Origin of the sequence: Bradyrhizobium sp. Arg816, from assembly GCF_029989365.1 — a bacterium.
GTDB lineage: Bacteria > Pseudomonadota > Alphaproteobacteria > Rhizobiales > Xanthobacteraceae > Bradyrhizobium.
This window is the reverse complement of record NZ_JAPRAQ010000001.1, coordinates 431,641-445,991: the sequence shown is the minus strand read 5'-3', so window position 1 is coordinate 445,991 and position 14,351 is coordinate 431,641. Positions and strand designations below refer to the sequence as shown.

Here is a 14,351-nt window from a genome sequence, read left to right as displayed (position 1 = left end):
AGCGTCCTGGATGTCAGGGATTGCTTGAGCCGCCGATCGAAGGCGTGCTGCCCGTTGCGGCAGGGCCCTGCACCGGGACGGACGGACTGAGTCCGGCGCCGCCGAGCTCGGTGGCTCCGAGCGGAACCCCGACGCGTCCGACCGTCGATGCCGACGGCAGGGGCGACGCCGCCGTGATGCTGCCGTTGCAGGTGACGGATGAGCCTCCGGACAGTCCGCCGCCGTCGAACAAGGCTCCGGACGAGGCGGTATTGCCGGATCCGGCACAACCCGCCGTGCTTTGCGCCGGATTAAGCGGCGAAATGCCGGGCGTCGCGATCTCGGTCGATCCCAGCGGAACGCCGACGGGCCGCGTGGATTGCGGATTGAGCGGCGACGTCGCCAGCATGCCGGTGGAAGGCTGCGTTCCCGGCATGGTCGTTTGAGCGATTGTCGCTGCCGGGACGAGCCAAAGCATGCCGGCCGTGAGTGCCACGGCCGGCTGCATCAGGGCGAACCGGCGCGAGCCGGATCTTCCCGAGCCGACGTCGTTCGATGAGTGCTGCTCTCGCATGGAAGAAGCTCCGGCTGAATGCTGTCGAGCACTAGAAAGGTGCGGAGCTGCGGGGTATTTCCAGAATGCACGTCCCGCTCCCCGGCAGCACGACGACAACGGGCATTCGACGTGCCGTGAGCGGGCATTCGTCTTCGTTCGGCCGCATCGCCGCGTTGCCTCGCCGATAACGGCGCCATTGGCCGGCTTTGGCTTCGGTCTTCTTTTTCGCTATTTCAGAATGTCCCGCACATGCGCGAGTTCGCGGCTGCATGTGCCTGTGTCGCCGTTTTGATCAGCGGTCCGCGCGCGATCAAGCGAGTCCAGCGCATCCGTGAAAACCGCTCCGCGGCCGCCCTCTGCCTCTGCAATCGAGCGAGGCGTCGGTTGATGACTGCGCAGCGCGCTGAGGCTCTCCCGCTGCCAGCCGTGGGCGCCCGCGTCTTTTTCTATCGCTTGATCCAGCTGGATCTGGGTCTGCGCGATGTCGTCTGCACAAGTGCCTGCACGCGCGGGCGAAGCTGCGCACAACAGGATGAGAAGCGCGATCTGGAAATTTGCCGTGGATGTCATGTGTCCGATCCCATGCATGGAGTTCAAACAGCGTCAGATTCGACCTCTTGAATGACAAAGTCGATCGTTCGTCTTTCGTGTTCGAACGCCGACCGTTCACAGTAACGAGAGGTCTGTACGCCTGACATATGCGCTGCGTTTTGAAGTGGGCGCCTTAGCTAGGCAGCGTCCCGAGGATGCACGAGGAGCCGTTGTCTCGATCGGCATGTCCCGACGTGCGAAGTGGCAAGGGCCGTTGTTTGCCGAAATACGCCGGCAGGCGTCGACACTACTGTCGCACCATTCCAACCCCGGAGTGATCCCGACATGAAACACCTCAACGCTGGCCTCGCCTTCGCCGCCACTCTCTCCCTGTTCGCGACCGTCGCCCCGGCGCGCGCTGAACCCCCGAAGAACATCGTCCTGGTGCACGGCGCCTGGGTCGATGCGTCCGGCTGGAAGCCGGTCTACGAGATCCTGACCAAGGAAGGATTCCGCGTCAGCATGCTGCAGGAGCCCGAGACGTCGTTTGGCGATGATGTCACGGCGGCGAAGCGGCTGCTCGATCTCCAGGGTGGCCCGACGCTTCTGGTCGGCCACAGCTATGGCGGCTCGATCATCACCGAGGCGGGTGTTCATCCCAATGTGGTCGGTCTGGTCTATGTTGCCGCGCATGCGCCCGACGTCGGAGAGGACGAAGGGGCGCTGGGCAAGAAGACGCCGAGCGTACTTGGAAAGACCGAAGGCGCCATCAAGGTCACGCCCGACAAATTCACCTATCTCGATCCCGTGCAATTCCCCAAGCTATTCGCGCCCGATCTGCCGCGCGAGCAGGCGGAGTTCGAATCACGCTCCCAGGTTCTGGCCGCGACGCAGGTGTTCACCACGCCGCTGACGGCGGCTGCGTGGAAGACCAAGCCGAGCTGGGGCATCGTTGCCGGCAACGACCAGATCATCAATCCGGACCTCGAGCGCTGGTATTACGAGCGCGCCAAGAGCCACACCACCGTGATCCCGGGCGCGAGCCACTCGGTCTACGAGTCGCATCCGAAGGAAGTGGCGGAGATCATCACCCGTGCCGCTCGCAGCATCGATCAACCGGCCACCCGCTGACGCGTTTTGCCGGTCCTGACGCACGGCCGGCGGAAGGAAGGACGGCGGGAGAGACAGCACTCCCGCCGGCCCGACTGCCCTCTGGAGAATTCCATGAGCATGATCGAGACGACCGGCATGGTTCCGGATCGGAGCGGAGCCAACGCCGCAAAGGGGCCAAGGTCATGACGAGCTGGCAGAACAACCGCGCCGCGCGCGATGCCCGCATTGCGGCCGGTGCCGGACTTGCCCACGGTAAGGTCGTGGAAGCGTCGGACGCTACGCGTCTGCTGGAGGCCGTGATCCGGCCGGGTGACCGGGTTTGCCTGGAAGGCGACAACCAGAAGCAGGCGGATCTCTTGAGCCGCGCGCTGCTGGCGGTCGATCTGTCCAAGGTCAACGACCTGCACATGGTGCAGTCGGGCGTCGTTCTCCCCGAACATCTGGACCTGTTCGACCGCGGGGTCGCGAAGCGGCTGGACTATGCCTATTCCGGGCCGCAATCGGCGCGCATCGCGCGCATGCTGTTCGGCGGCAAGATCGAGCTGGGCGCGGTTCACACCTATCTCGAACTGTTCGCGCGCTACTTCATCGATCTCACCCCGCACGTCGCCCTGATCGCCGCCGTCAGCGCCGACCGTGACGGCAATCTCTACACCGGTCCGAACACCGAGGACACGCCCACCGTGGTGGAGGCAACGGCGTTCAAGGACGGCGTCGTGATCGCCCAGGTCAACGAGATCGTCGAGACGGTTCCGCGGGTCGATATCCCGGCGGACCGCGTCCATTTCGTCGTCAAGTCCGACAAGCCGTTCTTCGTCGAGCCGCTGTTCACGCGCGATCCGGCGGCGATCACCGAGGGGCAGATCCTGACCGCGATGCTCGCGATCAAGGGCATCTACGCGCCCTATGGCGTGCAGCGGATCAATCACGGGATTGGCTTCAGCACGGCCGCGATCGAGCTTCTGCTGCCGACGTTCGGCGAGAGGCTGGGCCTGAAGGGCAGGATCGCAACCCACTTCGCCTTGAATCCGCATCCCGCGCTCATTCCCGCGATCGAGTCCGGTTGGGTCCGGCAGATCCACTCGTTCGGCTCGGAGGTCGGCATGGACGACTACATCCGGGCCCGATCCGACGTCTATTTCACCGGTCCCGACGGCTCGCTGCGTTCCAACCGCGCCTTTTGCCAGACCGCCGGGCTCTATGCCTGCGACATGTTCATCGGCTCCACGCTGCAGATCGATCTCCAGGGAAATTCCTCGACCGTCACCGCCTCGCGCATCGCCGGGTTCGGCGGCGCGCCCAACATGGGCTCGGATGCGCGCGGGCGCAGGCATCCGAGCGAGCCCTGGCTGAAGGCCGGCGCGGAGGCCGATCCGGACAGCCCGGCGCCGTTGCGCCGGGGCCGCAAGCTGGTGGTGCAGATTGGCGAAACCTTCGGCGACAAGAACGTCCCGTTGTTCGTCGAGAAGCTCGATGCGATCGAGCTCGCCGAGAAGCTGAACCTCGAGCTCGCGCCGGTGATGATCTACGGCGACGACGTCACGCACATCGTCACCGAGGAGGGGGTGGCGAACCTCCTGTTGTGCCGTACGGCGCAAGAACGCGAGCAGGCGATCCGCGGCGTTGCCGGATACACCGATGTCGGTCGCGGGAGGGATCGCAGCATGGTCGCGCAGCTGCGCGAGCGCGGCGTGATCCGGCGGCCGGAAGATATCGGCATCAATCCGCTCGATGCGGATCGCAACATGCTGGCGGCGCGCTCGATCAAGGATCTCGTGCGCTGGTCGGGCGGGCTCTACGCGCCGCCGTCGAAATTCAGGAACTGGTGAGGACAGGCCATGGAAGATCTCAGCTTTCACCACCCGGTTCGCGAGCGCGCGGGCGGCATCAGGCAGAGCGCGATCGTCGGCGTGGTCGCCTCGGGCAATCTGGAAGTGCTGGTCGAGCGCGTCCTGCCGGATGCGGAATGCGCGGTCGAGATCAAGACCGCGGCGATGGGCTTCGGCGAAGTCTGGAGCGCCGTCATTGGCGATTTCGTCGAGCGCTATTCGCCCGGCGGGCTGAAATTCTCCATCAATGACGGCGGCGCGCGGCCCGACACGGTCTCGCTTCGGCTGGCCCAGGCGGTGCGACTGATCGCGGGGAGCGACCGATGACCGCGCCGCTCTCGCACATCGCCCCGGCCGAGCGGGCCCGCAGCACAAGCTTCAACGAGGCATCGGCGCGGACGAGGCTTGATCTGCTGCTTGATGCCGGCAGCCTGGTCGAGTTCATCGGGCCGGAACAGCGCGAGGTCAGTCCGCATCTGGAGATATTCGGCCTTCCCGAGCAGTTCGATGACGGCATCGTCGTCGGCCATGGCCGCCTCGGCGGCGCGCCGGTGTTCGTCGCCGCGCAGGAAGGGCGCTTCATGGGAGGCGCCTTCGGCGAGGTGCACGGTGCCAAGCTCACGGGGCTGCTCCGCGCAGCGCGCGAGATCGGATCGATCCCCGTTCTGATCCTGCTCGATACCGGCGGGGTCCGGTTGCAGGAGGCCAATGCCGGTGAGCTCGCCATCGCCGAGATCATGCGCGCGGTGATGGAGGCGCGCAGTGCCGGCGTGAAGGTCATCGGCCTGATCGGCGGGCGCTCCGGCTGCTATGGCGGCGGCGGTCTGATCGCAGGCTGTTGCTCCGCGCTCGCCGTGTCGGAGGCGGGACGCATCGCGGTTTCGGGTCCCGAGGTGATCGAGACCAATCGCGGCGTCGAGGAGTTCGACTCCCGTGACCGTGCCCTGGTCTGGCGCACCATGGGCGGCAAGCACCGGCGGCTGCTCGGTGCGGCCGACGTCTTCGCCGATGACACCGTGCAGGATTTTCGCGAGGCCGCGCTCGAGTTGATCGGGTTGATTGGCCCCTTCGGCCTCGACCGGCTCAAGGCGGAGCAGGGGCGTCTGGCCGACAGGTTGCGCCGCTTCGGCGCTTGCCAGGACGCCGTCGATGTCTGGACGGTGGAAGGTGTAGCGCATGCGGAAACGGTGCCGGAATTGCCGGCCGACCAATTCATTGCGCTCGCTGACAGGATCGGGAGGAGCAGCCGTGACGCTCGATGACATTCTCGCCTCGCTGTTTCCCGACGGCCACGAGGTCAGGAACGACAATGGCGTCATTGCCGGCGCGGCGACGCTGCGGTCCGGCGGCAGGATACTCGTGATTGGTGTTTCTGATCGGACTGCACTCGGCGTCGACGAGGCGATCAGACTTTCCGCGCACGTCCTGGACTCGATCGACCGGGGGAGCGGACCGATCGTGGTGCTCGTCGACAGTGACAGCCAACGCATGAGCAAGCGGGACGAGCTGCTCGGGCTCAACGAGTTCCTCGCGCATCTGGCGAAAGTGCTGATCCACGCGGACATGCACGGCCGCCCGACCATCGGTCTTCTCTACGGCCATTCGGCGGCGGGCGCCCTGCTTGCGACGGGCCTTGCGACGCGGGTGCTGGTCGGATTGCCCGGCGCCTCTCCCGCCGTGATGGATCTGCCGTCGATGGCGAAGGTCACCAAATTGTCGATGACGGCTCTTGAGGAGAAGGCCAAATCGACGCCGGTGTTCGCGCCGGGGCTCTCCAATCTCGAGCAGATGGGTGCCGTTCATATGACATGGAGCGACGCCACCTCACTCGCAGACCAGCTTGAGGCGCTGCTCGCCGACATGCCGGCTGCGCGGGATCGAAGAGATGCGCTCGGCAAGGAGCGCGGTGGCCGGCCGAAGGCCGCCGATATCGCGGAGCGCGTTCGTGACCTTGCCCTGCAAATCCGGTGAACCGCCGGCCGGTCGCCACGACCTCGTCTTTGTCAGCCCGGAGGGCTGGCGGGCGCTCCTCGAGATGCGTGCCGATCTCGCCGCCGATCCCCTGGTCGGGTGTTGGCCCGTCATGGGTTGGCCGACGATCAGGCGGCGCGCGCTGCCAGGCGAGGCGACCGGCCTCGCTTTGGGCCTGCCGCTGCCGCCCTCTGCCGGCAAGAAGCGGCTCTCCTTTCTGGCGGATGTCGGCCATGTCGTTTCGGTTGCGAGACCGCCCTCGCTGCTGGAGGTGCGTGCCTCGGCGCCGCGTCACTGGTGGTTGACGCTCGATCGACTCGACGAGCTTGCACTCCGGCATGCGGTGGATGTGCGGATATTCGGCAGCCTGGCCTGGCAGTCGCTGACCGGGCTCGATTACGTGACCGACCGCTCCGATCTCGACGTTCTGCTCGCGTTCCACCGCGAAACGGATCTGGATCGTCTCGCTGCCGATGTGGCCGCAATCGAGACCGAAGCACCGATGCGGCTCGATGGCGAATTGATGCGCGTGGATGGTGCGGCGGTGAACTGGCGCGAATTCCACGCCGGCGCGAGCGAGCTTCTGGTCAAGACCATCGGGAGCGTGGCCGTGCTCGACAGGGATCGGTTCATTTCGGGAGCGACGGGATCATGATCACCGCGGCCGCACGGGGTGCTGAACCGCTCGTTTCGTACCGGACGCGAAGGGTCGCCGATACCGCAGCCATCGGCGACGTCGCCGCTGATTGCCTCGTCATGGAGCTGGAAACCTGGCCGAAGCCGGGACTCGTGAGCCATGTCGACAATGGCAGTCACGACGACATGGATGCCGGCATGTTTCGCCGCAGCTCTGCGGCCATCAGGCCTTACTTTCAACGGCTCGCCGATGCGGGCGCGCTTGGTTGCGGCATGGGACGGCTGAGGATCATCGGCCTGGAGGCCGAACGTGCAATGCTCGCGGCGACCTCCGGCATCAACACCCATCGCGGCGCGATCTTCGGACTCGGGCTGTTGTGCGCGGCGGCGGGTGCGAAGGTCGGCGGATTGGTCGATCCCGGGCTGCCGCTCGGCGATGTCGTGGCACGCGTCTGGGGCGGCAGCATCCTCGACGGTCCGGTGTTGCTGCACAGCCATGGCAGCACCGCGCGCCGCCGCTATCACGCGGGCGGCGCGCGTCTTGAGGCCGCGAACGGATTTCCCAGCGTCTATCGGATCGGCCTGCCTGCCTTGCGCAGGATGACGCCGGCCGTGCCCGCGGAAGCGGAAGCCGCCCGGGTCGAGGCGTGCTTTGCCCTGATCGCGTCCGTTGAGGACACAAATCTCCTGCATCGCGGCGGGCTCGACGGCCTTCGCTTTGCACATCGTGCCGCGCGTCATTTCATCGACGCCGGGGGCGTGCGTGCGCCCGGCTGGCATGCATACGCGCAATCGATCCATGAAAGCTTCGTCGTCCGGCGTCTCAGCCCGGGTGGATCGGCCGACCTTCTTGCGATGACGCTCTTCGTCGACGCCCATGAAAGGCCGATGCCATGATGTCCAACGCGATCCTGATGGCGCTGGTGCCGGTCTTCTTCGTCCTGTTGCTCGGATACGCCGCCGGCAAGTTTCATGTCGTCGACAATCTTCACGTCGACGCCCTCAACGCACTCGTGATGGATTTCGCCGTGCCGGCGTCCCTGTTCGCCGCGACCGCCTCGGCGTCGCGCAGCGAGATGATCGAGCAGGTTCCGCTCTTTCTGGTGCTCGGTATAACGATGTCGTTGCTCTATGCCGCCTGGTATCTTGCCGCGCGCAGGTTGTTCAAGGTGTCGCGGCCCGATGCGTCGATTCAGGCACTCACGGTTGGCTTTCCAAATCTTGCCGGCGTCGGTCTTCCAATCCTGACATCCGTCGCGGGACAGGCGGGCGCCGTTCCGGTCGCCGTCGCATTGGCAACCGGTTCGGTCCTCATCAGCCCGGTGACCCTGATCATGGCGGAAATGGACGCCGCCAGGGCCCGCGGCGAGGAAATGGCGGCGCGGCAGATGCTGACGGCCGTGGGACGTGCGATCACCAAGCCGGTCGTGCTCGCGCCCGTGTTCGGCATCCTGTTTTCGGTGTCGGATCTGAGTCTCGACGCGCTCGCTCATGCCTGCCTCGCCCTGATCGGGAGTTCGGCCGCCGGCGTCGCGCTGTTCCTGACCGGAGCCATCCTGTCGGCACAGTCGTTCCGCCTGAACTGGAAGATCGCGGCTGCAACCGTGGCCTCGGACATGGTTCGGCCGCTCGCGGCCGTTGCAGTCACTCACGTCTTTCCAATCGCTCCCGACACAGCGAGGACGGCCATTCTGCTCGCCGCGGTGCCTTCTGGCTTTTTCGGCATCCTGTTTGCGGTCAACTACCGGCTGGACTCCGCAGCGGTCGGATCGATGGTCATTTCGAGCACCGGATTCAGTGTCGCGACCATGGCGGTCGCGATCGCCGTGCTCTTTCCGCACTAGGCGGCGACCATGACACTTGCGATCCTGTGCTCGGGACAAGGCGGACAGCATCGGGACATGTTCGCCCTGACGGGCGATGCGCCGGAAGCGACGCACCTGTTTGCACATGCGGCAACGTTGCTGGGCGGCAGGGATCCGCGCGATTTCGTGCGCAGCGAATCTGACGAGGCTCTGCATCGCAACCGGTCCGGCCAGATTCTATGCACGTTGCAGGCACTGGCCGCCGCTGCCGGGCTCAGGGACATCATTCCACATGGCGCCATCATCGCAGGCTACAGTGTCGGTGAGGTGGCGGCATGGGGCGTGGCAGATTTGTTCGAACCGGTCCTCACGCTCGACCTCGCAGTGCGCCGCGCGGAAGCGATGGACGCCGCCACCTGCGCCGGTGACGGGCTGATCTTTGTCCGTGGTCTTTCACATAACGATGTGACCCGCCTTTGCGAGCGCCACGGCGCGGCGATCGCCATCGTCAATCCAGGCGATGCCTTCGTGATCGGCGGTGGCCGGAAGGCATTGAACGGGATTGCCGGAGAGGCGAGGGCGATGCGTGCCACAAGGATCGTCGACCTGCCGGTTGGGGTTGCCTCCCACACCGGACGGCTCGCCGAGGCGTCGGTCGTGTTTCGCGAAGTCTTGCGGTCGGCGCCGGTGGCGTTCCCGCCGGCTGCCGGCGCGCGCATCCTGAGCGGCGTCGATGGCGGTTCGGTCGTCTCCGCCGAGACGGGCCACGACAAGCTCGCCGCGCAGATCTCGCAAACCGTGCAGTGGGGAAATTGCCTGCAAAGCTGTCTCGAAGCGGGTGCCACGGCATTTCTCGAATTTGGACCTGGACATGCACTGAGCCGGATGGTTGCGAGCGTCGAGCCCGGCCTTCCGGTGCGGTCGCTGGACGATTTCAGGAGTCTTCAGGGTGTGCGTGACTGGCTTGCGCGACATCTCAGCGACTGAAATGGCAACAGCTTCGTTTCGGAATCGGACGGACGGCGCTCCGAATCGGCGCGGCGAGGTCAAAAAAAGGGGCCGTCCTTGTGGGGAGGACGGCCCACTGCTCGCATGCCTGGGAGGAGAAGGCTCGAGCCGTGACTTGGGGTCTCAGTCACTAACACTGCCAGCATCGCCGATCCGGCGTGCAAAGTATTTCACGTCCCCACGCTGTTTCTCATTTCGCATGATTCACGAAGGTCCGCCGGCAGGACATGAGACACCGGCTCGCGTGACGGAACCGGGTCGCATTCAGCGAGCCTGGGTGACGCCAATGCGTTCCGGCTGGTGCATCGCCAACGTGCCGGCGTGTCGCCTGTCAGACGTTTGAAGACGGTCGAGAAATGCGCCTGCGTGCAGAAACCGACGGCCAGCGCCGCCTCGACCAGCGGCGTCTCGGTATTCGACAGGAGAGATTTTGCATGCTCGATGCGCTGTTGCAGGAGATACTCGCGCGGCCGGTATCCAGTCGCGGCGCGAAACTGCGCGGCAAAGTGCATCCGGGACAATCCCGCGACGCCGGCGAGGTCGGACAGGCTGATGGAGTGGTCGAAGCGCGCCCTGACATACTCCTCGACGCGTCGGAGCCGCCATTTCGGCAAGGCGTTGACTTTCGTGCGCGGGGGCTCGCGCCGAGCAACGTGCATCGCCAGCGTCTGGGCGATGCAGCACGCAAATTCGCGATCGGCCGAATGGCCTTGTTCGGTCAGCGCCTTTGCGAGCTGCTCGGCGAACGGGTCGCGCAACAGAAGGAGATCGTTCAGGCATTCGGGCGCGAGCGGCTCCGTTCCCTGCTGTGGAGATGGAAAGCAATTGGCCGAGATGTGGAAGTGCAGGAAATCGCAAGGCGCGAGAAACTGCGCGCGGAGCGGCTGCGACGGCGCGCCGACATAGAGCGTGCCTGCCGGCATGGCGCCGTCGAAAATGGTCTGACTGCCTCTGGTCAGCTTGAGACGTGTGCTCTTCAGGGCGATGGCGAAGAAGTACCGGTCGGGAGGTGTCGTTGCATCCTCGCGCCTGACGGCCGTCTGCGCATAGGTAAAGCGCGAGATCGTGATGTCCTCGCGCGCGACTCCTACGCGTTGCTCGGGCTGGCGCCATTTTCGTTCGTGGGGGAATGCGCGTGCCCCCTGAGAGAAATCCGGTTCGCGGGCGCCGGGTTGATGTGTCAATCGGGCGCCGGCCGCTTGCATATCGGTGAGCATCGTTCGTCCCGTCGTTTGGATTCCGCTGCCGCCGTGACGGCTGCTGAATGCCATTGGTTGACGCTCGAACGATATGTCTGATGCCGCCACAAGGCCCGTTAGAGATGCTGAAATCGTGTTAGATTTTGCGAAATGTGCAGGTGCGGCAGAAGGTCGCGAAACTTCCAATTGAGCAAGCAGAATCAAAGGCCTGGGCTGTGAGTTCAGATGTTGCGGTGCGACGCGATGGCTCTCATCAGGTGGGCGATCTGACTGGATTCAGGGAAGGCGTGGCGAGGCGTCGATGCCGGGGGTGAGGCCAGGCGCGATCTTCTCCGCTGACGGAATTGCGGGCACCCGCGCATAGGGAAGCGCTGTCACCTCGGGAGGCTGCTGGGATGGGGATTGGAGGCAGTTGGGGCGGGGCGGATCTCCCGCGCCGAACACATCGAACATTGGGTCCACCAAGGTCGTGCGGAGCCGATGAGACCAGGTCTGGCGATCGACCGCATCGGGCTGCCGGATCGTCACCGTGGCCGTCATGCCGGAGACCAGCGGCACGCCCGGCGGCACCGTGTCGATGGCGACGCGAACCGGTATGCGCTGCGCAAGCCGCACCCAGGTGTAGATCGGGTCCACGTTGGGCAAACCTTGCGTGCCCGCCGCGGCGTTTGACGGGCTGATGCCGCGGGTCACGGTTTTCACATGTCCCAGGATCGGCTTGGAGTAGCCGATGAGCTGTGCCTCGACGCGATCGCCGACGCAGACATGCGCCATCTTGGTTTCCTCGAAATAGCCGTCGATCCAGAAGCTGTTGGAATCGATGATGGAGACGTTGGTGACGCCGGTCAGCGCATAGTCGCCGACGCGCAGCAGGAGATTGGTGACATAGCCGTCGACGGGGCTGAGCACATTGGTGCGCTTCAGGTTCAATTCCGCCTGTGCAAGCTGGTGAGCGGCCGCTGCGTAGGCGGCCTTCGCCTGCGAGGCGTTGCCGGCGAAGATCTGCTGCTCCTCTGGCGTCGTCGCGAGGTCGGACAGACGCCGGCGCCGGTCGGACTCGGCCTGCTTCACCTCCAGGTCCGCCGCCCGCTGGTCGACGAGGGCCTTGCCGATGCGGACGGCTACCTCGAAGTCGAAGGGATCGATGACGTAGAGCACGTCACCCTTGCGGACGAACTGGTTGTCGGCCACCCGCAGCTCTACGATTTTGCCAGCAATCTACGGCGCGACATTGGCGACCTGCACGCGCACGCTGCCATTGCGCGTCCAGGGCGCGGTGACATAGTGCTGCCAGGTTGCAACCGATATCAGGATGGCGACCAGGGCGATGGCAAGAGTGGCGAAATGCTTGCCGACGCCGGCCATGAACCGCCCGGCGGCCTTGCGCGGCGACCGCGTCAAAGGCGTCGCCTGCCGGGAAGCTTCGCCGTCGTTCGCGGCGCGGTCGCTGGTCGCGCGCGCCGCGGCCTCCGTCGGGCAGGAACACGCGACGGCGTCGGCTGCGCCCGCCCGTGCTTCGGCTGAAGATTCGGGGTGGGGCGGAAAGGCCGCATCTCGAGGCAGAGCCGCGTCCATGACTTTCTCCTTAGCAAAAGAGCGCGAGCAGGCCGAAGATCGACACGTAGAGGCAGAGCTCGGCCAGCGACGGGTTGCTGAAGATTCTTGTAAATCCCACGAAGCGCAGCACCGGGCGGAGCAGCAGGAATGCGAGCAGCGCTGTGGCCGCATAGGACACGATCGGGGCGATCAGCACGCCGCCCACGACGAGTTCACGATAAGTATTCGTCACGGATGCGTCCCCTGGCCGGAACCGGCGAAACCCTGCCCTGGTTCAAAGACAATGCTGGCCGTAACGAGCGCGGCGAGCACCGGCTCGACGGACAGGTTGCTTTGGGCAGCTGTCCGGCGCAGCGCCTCGGCGGCAGTCAGGATTGCGCCTCCATCCCGTAGGGTGAGCGCGGCTCGCGCGGCGTGCACCGCCCCGCCGAGTGAGGTCTCGGCCAGGCGGTCCAGTTCGGCATGGCACCGTCGCAGCACCACCGCCTCGTCGAAGCAGCGCAGCGCTTCCGCGACGACCCGAGGGGGAGGTGCCGTGGCGCCGTTCGTCGTCACGATCTGCTCGATCCGAGCGGCATCGCGAAACGCGGCTTCCTCCGGCGCGAGATGCCGGGCTCGCCCGGAATCGAGGCGGTTCAGCTCGCGATGGGCGTCGTCCAGCAGTAGCCGGATCCTCCGTTCGCCCGATAAGGACGGCAGCAGGAGCTGCGCCGCGAAGACCAGAACCGAGGAAAGCTGGGCAAACAGACACGTCACAAGGAACACGTCGGGGTCGTAGCTCTGCGGATTGCTCGGTGCGAGAATGACAAGCGTGAACACGAGGGAGAGCCTGCCGAGCGGCGGCAGGACGCCGCTCGGCAGCGTGATCAGAAGCGCTGCGCCGATCACGAGAGGCGCAAGGCCGATCGCCAGCAGTTGAAACTCGGATACGCCGTTGAAGACGAGGTATTTCAGGATGCCGGCGAGCAAGCATGCGATCGGCATGGCAAAAACCGCCAGTGTCGTGAAGGCGCGCGGATCCGGAGCCGTCGCGCTCAGGCCGATGATGACCGCGGCAAGCGAGAGGCAGAGCGCGGTGGTCGGCCACCCCGCCATCACGAAGATGATCGCAATGAGGATGAAGTGGATCGCGGCCCTGACGCCGCTTTCCGCTGCAATGCGAGGCGAGCGGTAAAGCGGCGCGCGCCATTGCCGGCGCGGATAGTTGCCGGCTCGCAGTGCCTCGAGACTGTCGCGCACGTCTGCATTCCTGCGGATGATCTCGTCGCGGAGATAGGTCCGGCAGATCGTGATCAGGCCGGAGGCGCCGGGGTCTCGATCATCCCGAGACGTCGCGGATACGACTGGCAGCGCGGCGAGCATGCGGGCAAGCGCGAGCTCGCTCACGAGGGCCACCATCGCGGAGCGTGCGGCTGCGGATCTGGCCGGGCCGCTGATCGACTCCGTGACGAGGCTCGCGATCTCCGGATGCAGGGCCGCGACATCGCGCAAGATGTCCGCAGCAGTCGTCGCGGATGAGGCTTCGCCGCGGACGGCGCGTTGCGCGAACTCCGTGACCCGGCGATGCAGTGTTTCGAGGCGGTTCGCAAGAACCGGATGATAGTCCGGCGCGGCGAGCACCTCGTTGACCAGAGCGACCGCGAGGACGCCGATGGCGATGGCGGCGCCCCGGGCGACGCCGGTCGGAAACACTTGCAACGGGCTGTCGATCTGCTGGATGGCAATCAGGGCAACGGTGATGCAGCTGAGAGCCGCTGCATAAGCGCGATTGCCGTCCAGCATCCCGGCGACGTAGACGCAAAGTCCGACCCAGATCCCCAACACTGCGGGCAGGAGCGCGTCGGTTTGGGAAAAGGTGCCGGCGATGGCGATCGATGCGATCACCCCGATGGCGGTTGCGAGCAGCCGGTAACCCGCCTTTTCCATGCCCTGCGCGCGCGTGGGCAGCGCCAGGATGGCCACGGTGACGGCTGCCGACGAAGGCGATTCGAGCTCGAGCCAGAAGCTGACATAGAGTGCGAGGAGCATTGCCAGCAGGACGCGCAGCGCGAATGCCCAGGAACTCACCGGGAAGCCGGCGAAGACCCGCGGGCGGATGTTATCGGCAGCGCTGGTGGCATCCCCTGGCAATTATGCTCCCTCCATGCGCGGCAAAGCGCGCGGCCTG

14 protein-coding genes and 1 pseudogene are annotated in these 14,351 nt (G+C 65.7%); 10 read left to right on the top strand and 5 right to left on the bottom strand.

What is annotated here, in order from left to right:
• The first annotated feature begins 20 nt into the window (after positions 1-20).
• Positions 21-425, top strand: coding sequence for a hypothetical protein (locus tag OWC48_RS02120; protein ID WP_282518443.1), 405 nt, complete (start codon positions 21-23; stop codon positions 423-425).
• A gap of 338 nt (positions 426-763) precedes the next feature.
• Here the strand turns inward: OWC48_RS02120 and OWC48_RS02115 are convergent, their stop codons facing one another.
• The gene (locus OWC48_RS02115) at positions 764-1,105 is read right to left on the bottom strand and encodes a hypothetical protein (protein ID WP_282518442.1); all 342 of its coding nucleotides are present in this window, start codon (positions 1,103-1,105) and stop codon (positions 764-766) included.
• A gap of 306 nt (positions 1,106-1,411) precedes the next feature.
• Here OWC48_RS02115 and OWC48_RS02110 point away from each other — a divergent pair, with 306 nt between their 5' ends.
• From OWC48_RS02110 to OWC48_RS02070, 9 genes are all read left to right on the top strand, one after another.
• Positions 1,412-2,197: an alpha/beta hydrolase gene (locus OWC48_RS02110; RefSeq protein ID WP_282518441.1), complete on the top strand. Its 786-nt coding sequence runs from the start codon at positions 1,412-1,414 to the stop codon at positions 2,195-2,197.
• A gap of 164 nt (positions 2,198-2,361) precedes the next feature.
• Positions 2,362-4,008: a malonate decarboxylase subunit alpha gene (mdcA, locus tag OWC48_RS02105; protein WP_282518440.1), complete on the top strand. Its 1,647-nt coding sequence runs from the start codon at positions 2,362-2,364 to the stop codon at positions 4,006-4,008.
• Positions 4,009-4,017: 9 nt separating this feature from the next.
• Entirely contained in the window at positions 4,018-4,335 is a 318-nt protein-coding gene (gene mdcC / locus OWC48_RS02100) for a malonate decarboxylase acyl carrier protein (protein WP_014496337.1), read from the top strand.
• A complete protein-coding gene (locus OWC48_RS02095) occupies positions 4,332-5,270 on the top strand; it encodes a biotin-independent malonate decarboxylase subunit beta (protein ID WP_282518439.1) in 939 nt (312 codons plus the stop codon). The genes mdcC and OWC48_RS02095 overlap by 4 nt, the downstream gene beginning before the upstream one ends.
• Entirely contained in the window at positions 5,257-5,979 is a 723-nt protein-coding gene (gene mdcE / locus OWC48_RS02090) for a biotin-independent malonate decarboxylase subunit gamma (RefSeq protein WP_282518438.1), read from the top strand. The genes OWC48_RS02095 and mdcE overlap by 14 nt, the downstream gene beginning before the upstream one ends.
• Positions 5,954-6,634: a malonate decarboxylase holo-[acyl-carrier-protein] synthase gene (gene mdcG, locus OWC48_RS02085; RefSeq protein ID WP_282518437.1), complete on the top strand. Its 681-nt coding sequence runs from the start codon at positions 5,954-5,956 to the stop codon at positions 6,632-6,634. Before mdcE ends, mdcG begins: the two co-directional genes overlap by 26 nt.
• Positions 6,631-7,512 (top strand): triphosphoribosyl-dephospho-CoA synthase MdcB, encoded by an 882-nt coding sequence (mdcB, locus tag OWC48_RS02080; protein ID WP_282518436.1) that lies wholly within the window; start codon positions 6,631-6,633, stop codon positions 7,510-7,512. The genes mdcG and mdcB overlap by 4 nt, the downstream gene beginning before the upstream one ends.
• Entirely contained in the window at positions 7,509-8,459 is a 951-nt protein-coding gene (locus OWC48_RS02075) for an AEC family transporter (RefSeq protein WP_282518435.1), read from the top strand. Before mdcB ends, OWC48_RS02075 begins: the two co-directional genes overlap by 4 nt.
• Positions 8,460-8,468: 9 nt before the next feature.
• The gene (locus tag OWC48_RS02070) at positions 8,469-9,407 is read left to right on the top strand and encodes a malonate decarboxylase subunit epsilon (RefSeq protein ID WP_282518434.1); all 939 of its coding nucleotides are present in this window, start codon (positions 8,469-8,471) and stop codon (positions 9,405-9,407) included.
• Between the two features lie 191 nt (positions 9,408-9,598).
• On the opposite strand, the gene OWC48_RS02065 is transcribed toward OWC48_RS02070, so the two are convergent.
• The 4 genes and pseudogenes from OWC48_RS02065 to OWC48_RS02050 form a co-directional block, all read right to left on the bottom strand.
• A complete protein-coding gene (locus tag OWC48_RS02065; protein WP_282518433.1) occupies positions 9,599-10,645 on the bottom strand; it encodes an AraC family transcriptional regulator in 1,047 nt (348 codons plus the stop codon).
• Positions 10,646-10,903: 258 nt separating this feature from the next.
• Positions 10,904-12,202, bottom strand: a pseudogene (locus OWC48_RS02060) (biotin/lipoyl-binding protein).
• A 10-nt stretch (positions 12,203-12,212) separates the two neighbouring features.
• The gene (locus tag OWC48_RS02055) at positions 12,213-12,416 is read right to left on the bottom strand and encodes a DUF1656 domain-containing protein (RefSeq protein WP_028155834.1); all 204 of its coding nucleotides are present in this window, start codon (positions 12,414-12,416) and stop codon (positions 12,213-12,215) included.
• Positions 12,413-14,314 carry an FUSC family protein gene (locus OWC48_RS02050; RefSeq protein ID WP_282518432.1) on the bottom strand — a complete coding sequence of 634 codons (1,902 nt, stop codon included), beginning with the start codon at positions 14,312-14,314 and terminating at the stop codon, positions 12,413-12,415. The genes OWC48_RS02055 and OWC48_RS02050 overlap by 4 nt, the downstream gene beginning before the upstream one ends.
• Positions 14,315-14,351: the final 37 nt, after the last annotated feature.